This window comes from Dapis brunnea BLCC-M229 (assembly GCF_050015995.1).
In the GTDB taxonomy this organism is placed as follows: Bacteria; Cyanobacteriota; Cyanobacteriia; order Cyanobacteriales; family Microcoleaceae; genus Trichodesmium.
In genome coordinates this window covers 1-9,066 of sequence record NZ_JBNHEP010000098.1, presented here as the reverse complement: position 1 = coordinate 9,066, position 9,066 = coordinate 1, and the positions used below count along the sequence as shown (strand labels likewise).

Annotated in this window: 6 protein-coding genes and 1 pseudogene; 4 read left to right on the top strand and 3 right to left on the bottom strand. The window is 33.1% G+C overall.

From position 1 onward, the window contains the following. Nucleotides 1–628: 628 nt before the first annotated feature. Entirely contained in the window at nucleotides 629–1,519 is an 891-nt protein-coding gene (locus ACP6PM_RS11765; RefSeq protein ID WP_426584803.1) for an alpha/beta fold hydrolase, read from the top strand. 574 nt (nucleotides 1,520–2,093) lie between these two features. Beyond that, the gene (locus ACP6PM_RS11760) at nucleotides 2,094–2,270 is read left to right on the top strand and encodes a hypothetical protein (RefSeq protein WP_426584801.1); all 177 of its coding nucleotides are present in this window, start codon (nucleotides 2,094–2,096) and stop codon (nucleotides 2,268–2,270) included. 301 nt (nucleotides 2,271–2,571) lie between these two features. Here ACP6PM_RS11760 and ACP6PM_RS11755 read toward each other — a convergent pair whose 3' ends face one another. Next, the gene (locus ACP6PM_RS11755) at nucleotides 2,572–2,709 is read right to left on the bottom strand and encodes a PIN domain-containing protein (RefSeq protein ID WP_426584799.1); all 138 of its coding nucleotides are present in this window, start codon (nucleotides 2,707–2,709) and stop codon (nucleotides 2,572–2,574) included. A 125-nt stretch (nucleotides 2,710–2,834) separates the two neighbouring features. On the opposite strand from ACP6PM_RS11755, the gene ACP6PM_RS11750 reads away from it, so the two are divergent. Next, complete coding sequence (locus ACP6PM_RS11750) at nucleotides 2,835–3,326, top strand: radical SAM family protein (RefSeq protein ID WP_426584797.1); 492 nt, start codon at nucleotides 2,835–2,837, stop codon at nucleotides 3,324–3,326. Nucleotides 3,327–3,618: 292 nt separating this feature from the next. Further along, a complete protein-coding gene (locus ACP6PM_RS11745) occupies nucleotides 3,619–6,426 on the top strand; it encodes a DUF7948 domain-containing protein (RefSeq protein WP_426584795.1) in 2,808 nt (935 codons plus the stop codon). Nucleotides 6,427–7,368: 942 nt separating this feature from the next. Here the strand turns inward: ACP6PM_RS11745 and ACP6PM_RS11740 are convergent. Beyond that, a complete protein-coding gene (locus ACP6PM_RS11740; RefSeq protein ID WP_426584793.1) occupies nucleotides 7,369–8,388 on the bottom strand; it encodes a tetratricopeptide repeat protein in 1,020 nt (339 codons plus the stop codon). A gap of 178 nt (nucleotides 8,389–8,566) precedes the next feature. Beyond that, a pseudogene (locus ACP6PM_RS11735) lies at nucleotides 8,567–9,028 on the bottom strand (CHAT domain-containing protein); the annotation flags it as partial. Nucleotides 9,029–9,066: the final 38 nt, after the last annotated feature.

The window sequence follows — 9,066 nt, the reverse complement described above, 5'->3', positions numbered from 1 at the left end:
GAGATTTTCCTTGAGACTCTCAATTTTTTGCCAAAGTAAACTAGAGAGATTTATCTGAGTCTACATCTATATATATAGATATTTATCGGAGTCGCTCTGAAGGAAATCATATTTTTTATGGTGCGAGTAGAATTTTTCCAAATCTTCTCTAGTCAGTTTTCGAGTTATCAATTTTCTGGTTTTGTCGGTGAGAGATTTTCCTTGAGACTCTCAATTTTTTGCCAAAGTAAACTAGAGAGATTTATCCGAGTCTACATCTATATATATAGATATTTATCGGAGTCGCTCTGAAGGAAAGTTGATAAATTATCAAGTCTCGGCAATCATATTTTTTATGGTGTGAGTATAATTTTTCCAAATCTTCTCTGGTTAGTTTTAGACTACTTAATTTTTCTGGTTTTGCCAGTGAGAGATTTTGCTTGAGACTCTCAATTTTTTGCTCAAATAAATTAAAGAGGTTTGCCTAAGTCTATACAGCAGATTTAGCGATCGGTGTGGTACAACTGACGGGGTAAATAATTTTGGATTGTTCTTTATCTTAATCCCCATATTCGCCACTCCCTAAAACCATGAGAGATTTTGGGTTAAACTATTAGTCAGAATCAATCAAAAATTTTAATCAATGCCAATTTTTCCTGATTTTTTGCCAAAATTAACTGAAAGTCTGACCGAATCTACATCTATTTCTTTTGCTCAAAATATTCAGTATCAGTCAATTTATACTCCTCTGACTTCTCAAGACATTAATACAAGTTTTGTCTCTCAAGGTAAAGATAATACCCCAATTTTATTACTGCATGGTTTTGATAGTTCTATTTTTGAATTTCGTCGCCTTTTGCCATTACTTGCTGCTGAAAATCAAACTTTTGCTGTTGATTTATTAGGGTTTGGATTTACAGATAGATTAGCCAATTTAAAAATTAATCCACAGGCGATCGCTACTCATCTTTATTCTTTTTGGAAAAGTTTGATTAACCAACCTGTTATTTTAGTCGGTGCTTCTATGGGTGGTGCTGCTGCTATTGATTTTACTCTTACTTACCCGGAAGTTGTGAAAAAATTGGTATTAATTGATAGTGCTGGAATGCAAAATAATCCGATTATTAGTAAGTTTATTTTTCCTCCACTTGACTATTTTGCTACAGAGTTTTTGCGTCGCCCCCAGGTACGAGCAAGTATTAGTCGTAGCGCTTATTTTGATAAAAGTTTTGCCACTTTGGATGCTAATATTTGTGCCAGATTACATTTAGAAATGCCTGGTTGGAATCAAGCTTTAATTTCTTTTACTAAAAGTGGTGGGTATGGTAATTTCAAACAAAAATTGCCTTCTATGCGACAGCAAACATTAATTTTGTGGGGAGAAAATGACCGGATTTTAGGTACTGGTGATGCTGGTAAGTTGGAGGGGGCGATCGCTAATTCTCAACTGATTTGGATTCCTAATTGTGGTCATGTTCCTCACTTGGAAAAGTCTCAAATTACTACTAATTATATTCTTGATTTTATTAGGGAAAATTAGTGATATATTTCTGAGATAATTATTCTTGATTAGTTACTACTTATTATCAAAACTAATTAATATTTTTTAGTAATATTAGGTTTAGCTTCAATACAACCAATAAAGTAAGAAATACTAGAAATGATTAAAAAATAGATGATAATAGGATTATTTTTTTGGTAAAGACCAATTATAATAATATAATTACCTGCTTGATATATAAGCATAATTGTAATTAATTGATCAAGGATATATGTAAAATAAATCTAATTTCACTAAAGCTGTTAAAGCCACTATTTATTTAGGTAAAATACCTCTAGATGTTTATCAAACTGATGATGAAAATTACCATTTAGATATAAAATCAGTCACAGGTGCTATAGCTGAAGAAAATACAGATATAGAACGTTTTATTAAAGGAAAATCAGAACTTGCCTCACGTTTTAAGGGATATAATTTAAACCGTTTCCCAATGTTTTGGGTTCAAGGTGACGAAGTAATAATTAGATCGATTCCAGTTCCTCTTGCCATTTCATACTGGCACTATCGAAGTAAAAATAGAAATAAGAAAGCTGATGCAATTGTTCAAGCGTGCATGATTGAATCTATTGAACGTCGTGCAGATTCAGCATTTAAAGTTCAACGAAAAGAATCTGAATACAATCAGATTTTCAGTGAAAACTATGAAGAAATTTTAGCAGAAAATAGAGAAGAGATTGAGGATAGACGACTACCTGGTGATGACTTATATTTACCACCAGAAATAAATTGATATTTCTACAAAACTAACCATATATGCCAAATCAACCTTTGATTTATCCATTTCAATAACAAGTATTTTAACCAAAAATGGCATGATTTTAAGTTTGAACTAACATCTACTTTTTCAGAACTTGGAGACATTACAAATTACTGCTAATCTTATGCTTGATTTTCTTAGAGAAAATTTATCATTAATTTTCAATTTTTTATAATATAAATTCTTAAGTATACTTTCAGTTTCGATGGTCAGATGAGAGTGTGGTTATGTTGCAGAGTTTAAGTTAGAGATTGGTGGTAAATTGAGTCTTATTTCAAGGAATAAACAGATTATCAAAATAATTATTGTTATGCCATTTATAAATACTAAAATCTTTAATATCTAATGACAAAATTCGTCCAGTTTGGTATTCTTCTGCTAGAATAACTAGAGATGCGTCGGCTAAATCCATTAGATGTACAGGGAATACACAACTTTATTTTAATTTTAAATATTAGGTAAACGCTACAAATAGGTAGAAATTAAAAGACTGCAAATGCCAAAATATATGATAAAAATTATTTGGGAGTACTGGCAATGTCTATTATTAAAGGCTCAGAAAAAATTGTTAATCCGCTTTTAAATGATGAACTTAGTCTCAAAATTGAACCAAAATCACCCCCACCTTCTAAGCGCTATGAAGCTTTACAAAAAGGTCATCAAGCAGGATGCAGATTGTATGTAGCTATGGCTCCCACTCCTCCGATAATGACATTAGATGATTTTAAAAGAAACTTAGAACAAATTATGAAAATTGAGCCAGAAGTAATATTTTGGGAACCTATTAATGCTCGTGGAACTAATGGTAAACGTATGATAGCGGCAGGTTTAGAATTTGCTCGTTCAATTATGACTAAAAAATCGTGGGCAGAAAATTTTATTAAGCAGTGGGAAGAGGTGGAAGAAGCAGCTAAAAGTATTGGATGTTTAGATAAGCTTCATATTTGGCCAGACCCAGAATTAAAAGGTTATGTAGAGGAAGAAAAATTAAATCGCTGGTTATATATGCCAACAGTAGAAAAATGGTAGGATTCAATAATTGATAATTGATAATTGATAATTACCTCTCCCTAAAACTGATGGGATTGAATAAAAGGAAAACTAATTCATTGTTTCTCCTTGCTCATGAGAGGATTTTTACCTTAATTATTCGGTAAACAGTTTCTTGTATAAGAAAAGAAACCAGTCAAAAAAAAAGATATAAATAAAATAGCTATTCAACTTTAATTTCAAGTTTTAGCCAATATCTACTTTTTCAGAACTTGGAGAAATTACAAATTACTGCTAATCTGATGCTTGATTTTATTAGAGAAAATTAATTATGGATTCTTTCAATTTTTGGGAAAATGAATTCTTACATACACCTTATTTAGCTGAAGGTAATGAAATTAATCACCTAAATATTGTCTCTAGTTCAGAAACATTACCCCCCGAATTAGAAGTAGAAGAATTTGACATACCCCAGACAGATTTCTCTGAAACTAGGGAAATTAATAATCTAAATATTACCTCTAGTTCAGAAACATTACCCCCCGAATTAGAAGTAGAAGAATTTGACATACCCCAGACAGATTTCTCTGAAACTAATGACTTTCTCACAGGGATTAGTTTTATCGAAAATATAGGGCAAATAAACAATTCTGATGTTGAGTATTTAGCAAAAGCAAATAACTACGATTTACTACTTGGTAAAAATGAAATTATCTTCAGTTCCACTCAAAACATCGCAGGTGAAATTACCTCAGATATAGTGAAGTTAAATTTTGATAATTCTAACTCTAACCCTCAGATAAATCCTCTAAATCAACTTCCAGGAGTTGCCAACTTTTTCCAAGGTAATGACTCAAATAATTGGCATACCGATCTGCCGACTTATGCAGCTATTGAGTATGAAAATTTATATCCAAATATTGACCTTATATATAGTAGTATAGATGACAATCTCAAAAGCGATTTTATTGTCGCTCCTGGTTCTGATACTTCTCAAATTGTTCTCAATTATAGTGGAGTAGAAGATATTAGTATTCTCGCTGACGGTACTCTGTCTATAGATACTGAATTTGGAGAATTAACTGAAGCACCCCCAATTGCTTATCAAGAAATAGATGGTCAGCAAATTGAAGTCGAAGTTGCCTATCAACTCCTCGAAAATAATCAAGTAGGATTCGACATTGGAGAATATGACAGAAACTATGAATTAATTATTGACCCTACCATAGAATATTCTACATTAATCGGCGGAAATGGCTTCGACCGTGGGAATGGCATTGCTGTAGATGTTGCCGGAAATGTTTATATAACAGGAGATACTACTTCTGTTGATTTTCCCACATTAAATGCTATTCAACCAGACTTTAATGGTGGGGGAGCAGTCTTTAATAACGATGCTTTTGTAACAAAACTCGACCAAAACGGAACTGTTCTTTGGTCTACTTATTTTGGAGGAAGTAATGACGAATTTGGCACAGATATTGCAGTAGATGTTGATGGTGGAGTTTACGTTACAGGTAATACTAATTCCCTAGACTTCCTAACAGTTAATGCCTTCCAAACTGCTTATGGTGGAGGAAGTTTTAACGGCGATGCTTTTGTGACAAAACTTTCTAGTTTAGGTAATAGCGTCCAATATTCTACTTACCTTGGTGGTCGAGATGAAGATATTAGTAGGGGTATTGCTGTAGATAATAATGGTAATGCTTTTGTAACAGGAAGTACGGGAGGTTTTTCCCCATTTCCTGCTCCACCAGTTCCTGGTTTTGCTGACTTCCCCACAACAGAAAATGCTTTTCAAACCACTACTACTAATAATGTAAATCGGGATGCTTTTGTGACTAAATTATCAAGAAATGGCAGAACTTTAGCATATTCAACCTTATTAGGAGGCTTCGATCTGGATTCAGGAATTGATATTGATGTAGATAATAATGGTAATGCTTATATAACAGGTTCAACTAGGTCTTTTGACTTCCCGCTTCAGAACCCTCTGCAAAATTTTTATGGGGGGGATAGCGATATTTTTGTTACTAAATTAAATCCAGAAGGTAGCGACTTACTTTTCTCAACTTTTTATGGTCGAGGTGACGGAGATGCTGGTAGTGGTATTGCTATAGATTTAGCTGAAAATATTTATGTTTCTGGTACAACAGGAATTCGTATTCTTGAGGGAGATATTGCTATCTCTCCTGTGGGAGATTTTCCAGCTTTTAGTGGATTTCAAAATTTCTTTGGGGGCGGTAGTAGTGATGCTATTGTGATGAAAATTAATCGGGATAATAGTTTAGGATATGCAAGTTTTTTAGGTGGAAATAGTAGTGAGTTTGCTAATGATATTGCTGTAGATAATTTGGGTAATGCTTATGTGACGGGTAGCACTGGTTCTGTGAATTTTCCAATTATTAATGAGTTTCAAGAAGGAGTTGGTTTGGGATTACCGGATGATGTTTTTGTCAGTAAAGTTTCTAGTAATGGATTGTTTTTAGATTTTTCTGCCACTATTGGTGGTGTGGGGAATGAGTCAGGAAATGGTATCGCGATAGACCCTGCTCAAAATACTTATGTGGTTGGTTTTTCTGATTCTATAGATTTTCCGATTATTAATGCTTTAAATAGTTTTGGTTTAGAATCTAATGCTTTTGTAGCTAAGATTGTTTCAGATATTATGCCACCTGATACTTTTCAAAATTTTATTCAGTATGTAAGCGAACAAAGAATTAATCCGATAGAAATATATTTTGATGAGGAATTTTATTTAGATAATAATCCTGATGTGGTTCAACAAGTGCAAAATGGTTTATTTATAAATGGTTTCGATCATTTTATTAATAAGGGTCAATTTCAAGGACGAAACCCTAGTCTTTTGTTTGATGAAACTACTTATTTAGTAGAAAATCCTGGTGTTAGTCAAGCTGTAGCAAATAATGTTTTTAAGAGTGGATTCGATCATTTTGTTAATGTTGGGTTTTTTGAAGGTCGTGATGAACGTACTACTGAATTTGATGAAAGATTTTATTTAACTTCTAATCCAATTGTGGCTTTAGCAGTAGAAAATGGTATTTTTAATAGTGGATTTGAACATTTTATTATATTTGGTGAAGCTGAAGGGCGATCGGGGAATAATATCTCTAGGTAAGAGATTGAAATTAATAATTAACAATTACCTCTTCTGTAATAAAAGGATTAGCTAAAAGGAATTTTTTTATCCATGAAAGGAGAGGCTTTATACCTTGATTTTTCAGTAAGTATAAAGTCACAAAAAAACTGAAGTATATAACGCAAAGTAAAATCTCTTAAAAGCTCTTACCGAATTATTAATTGTTAATAATTAATAATTAAATAATTATGCTTTAAAGCCTCTCCTTTTAAGGATAAAAAGCGATCGTTTGCGGAGCAGTCAGTAGGATGGGATGGCGAGGTCTCCCGCTCTTAACAGAGCCGCTGCGCTTTTCATGTCGGCGACAACCGAAACGCCATATCCAATCGACCAAAAGAAAAGAAATAATATTTCCTTAGATTCAATCCTCTCGGTTTTAACCAGAGGTAATTATCAATTATCAATTATCCATTATCCATTATCCATTAATGAACTCTTATCTTTTCATCAGGAAAATTTTTAAAACCAACCTACATTCTATCCTTGTCTTGCTATTAATAAAGTCCTAACTCCAGCCTAGTTTCTGCACAACTAATACCATGGGTCAAAAAAGAATATTACAAATAATAAACACTATTAAAAGATTTGATCAAGAATTTGTATTTGACGAAAAAGATAAGTTACGATACAAAAAAATGTATCAAACTTATTCATTCTGACTCCTGACTCCTAAGAAATACCCTAGCTGTTTGTAGCAAACATTTATCAATTTGGTATAATTTACATTGCTTCTGCTTCATAAAACTGATACAAATTTTCTAGTCTCTCATTATGCCAGGCGCGATGAATTTTTGTACAAATAGTTAGGCTGCTGTTTAGGAATTAAGTAGGATAACCCCAACGGATTATAGAAAAGTAATCTTAATTATTTGGGAGATTTAAAAGTGGTTTCCATGTTATTAATTATTTATGCCAACCTACCTAATAGGCTGGAATAAATTCATTTGTATTAGATTGTAATAACTTAACTACCTCCTTAGCTTCTGTATATCTTTTTTGTTCGACCAAAATATCTAATGATTTTTTCCATGCAGCAATAGCTTCTGTAGAACTTCCTTTTTCCCATAATGCTTGTCCTAAATTTTTCATTGCATCTGCATAATTAGGATTAATAGAAAGTGCCTTTTTGTATTGAGTTATTGCTGCTTCCCAGTCTTGTTGACTGGAGAATAAAACTCCTAAAGCATTGTAGGCTAAAGTATAATCTGATTCTATACTAATTGCTTTTTTGTACTCCTTAATTGCTTTGTCTAATTTACCTTGGAAATATAAAGATTCTCCCAGATAATAGTGATATTTTGCTTCTTTTGGATATCTATTAATTAGTTTGCGAAAAATTTTCTCTGCTTTAGGAAAATCTTTTTCATGGTAGAAGCTCATACCATTTGCAAATAATTCACTTTTTGTAGGACCTTTTTTCTTGGTATTAAGGGGTTGCAATTGTATTTTGTGAGGCTGGTTTTCCCAAGAGTTACAGTTGCCATGAAATCTACAGTTTCCATGATAAAAACCATCGCTTTTGTAGGGTTTTTGTTCATAATCATTATCTTTATATTCCTCTCGTTTTTTTCGTTCTCGATACTTGTCTAAAGTATTCCATTGTCGGTCAAGTCTACGGTCTAAAGCATCGTGAGCTTCTTGAATAATTCTTTCTTTTTCTGCTTTTGGAAGACTTCGATTATGAGGTTTATCCATCTCTTCTTTAATTTGTCTATCGATTTTTTCATGGAGTTTATGTCTTTCTTTTTGTCGTGATTCATCTTCTTTTTGACGCGCTCGAATACGATATTTTTCTTTACTACCAGTTAATATAATCTGATTTGCTTCTAAGATTTTTTGTTCAGTTTTAAGATTAATAGAGTTGCCTATAGCCATTACTGGATAAGTACAACTGATACCAAAATATAGGGGAATAATAGCAAGCAAAAATTTGTTATTCATTTGGAGATAGTAGGTTAATTTGGTTACAGTATACTTCTGATAGTTGATAGGTTATGCACTAATAGATAATTTTATATTTTTCTCTGTCCTAACTTCCCCACCCAATAATCAGAATGAGATAAATTTTAGGCGTGTCACGCCACTACAATTTTTGCTCTCTAAAATCAAGTCAGAGTTATTACCAAGGACTACCAATCATCATAAACCCCGCCCAATAATAAGGATGAGATAAATTTTGATTACTAAACTTCCCTAACACCGATGGTAAAATTATTGCACCACGCGCTCCACTTCCCCTTAACTCCCCATCTACAATAACTACCTCCCCACGCAACATTGCTAACTGCGCCTGTCTTAACGCCTCTGCCTTAATCTTGACATCATTCAAATGAGTATAAAACTCTGTCATTAACCCTAATGTCCCTTCATCACTCACATACCAAATACTAGCTAATGCTGACCTCACTCCTGCTGCTACTGCTAACCCGGCAAACCCTAATTCCGCATTTTTGTCTCCTATTGCAGTGCGACAAGCTGACAATACTAATAATTCTACTGAGGGTTCATTCCATCCTAACTCCCTAACTTGGTCTAACTTTATTTGCTCTGCTCCCCACAGTTGAACAGGACTTACGCAAGGACACTATATATAGTGTCAAGCGTTAATTATCTCTCTAT